Genomic DNA, 583 nt, shown 5'->3' with positions numbered 1-583 from the left:
TGTCATGTCTCAGGACTTGGAGGACAGATATGTCTCAGGACTTTGAGGACAGTTTCTGGTAACGCGTGGTCCTGTCGAGTGTAAGAGTGCGGACGGTCGTGTCGTCGATCATCACGACGACACGATCGCCCTGCCAGTAGAGGGTCGCGGTGGTGTTCTTGTGTCGGCGGCCGAGGATGATCGAGAGTCCGTCGAACTGGATCACGCCGGTGCTCGAGACGGGGCGGGTGGTGCATCCCGATCGTGCCGCCGGCCCGGGTTTGGGGTGGGCGGGATGTGTTGCGTCCCAGCGTTGGTTCGGGGTCATGCCGTCGATGCCCTGGTGGCGCCTGTTGTTGTAGAGCTGCCGGTAGGTGTCGAGTTGGGACTGCAGCTCGATCAGGGTCGCCGCCGGTGGCTGCTTGGCCAGCCATTTCCGCAGGGTCTGATGGGCGCGTTCGTTCTTGCCGCAGGTCTGCGGGTGCCGGACCGAGGACGCGATCGTCACGGTCCCGAGGGCGGCGAGGTGGCGTTCGACCTCGGACATCCCGCCCCGGCGTTTCCCGGAGAAGGCGAGCCCGTTGTCGGAGAGTAGGTGCACCGG

Annotated in this window: 1 protein-coding gene; it reads right to left on the bottom strand. The window is 64.8% G+C overall.

The window, feature by feature from the left end; all coding sequences use genetic code 11:
• Window positions 1–34 precede the first annotated feature (34 nt).
• A partial coding sequence (locus QM841_RS42900) for an integrase core domain-containing protein (protein WP_283336801.1) occupies window positions 35–583 on the bottom strand: 549 nt, incomplete at its 5' end.

This window comes from Rhodococcus sp. IEGM 1307 (assembly GCF_030056915.1).
GTDB lineage: Bacteria > Actinomycetota > Actinomycetes > Mycobacteriales > Mycobacteriaceae > Rhodococcus_F > Rhodococcus_F opacus_D.
The sequence above is the reverse complement of the archived record's forward strand: the minus strand, read 5'-3'. Positions and strand labels throughout refer to the sequence as shown.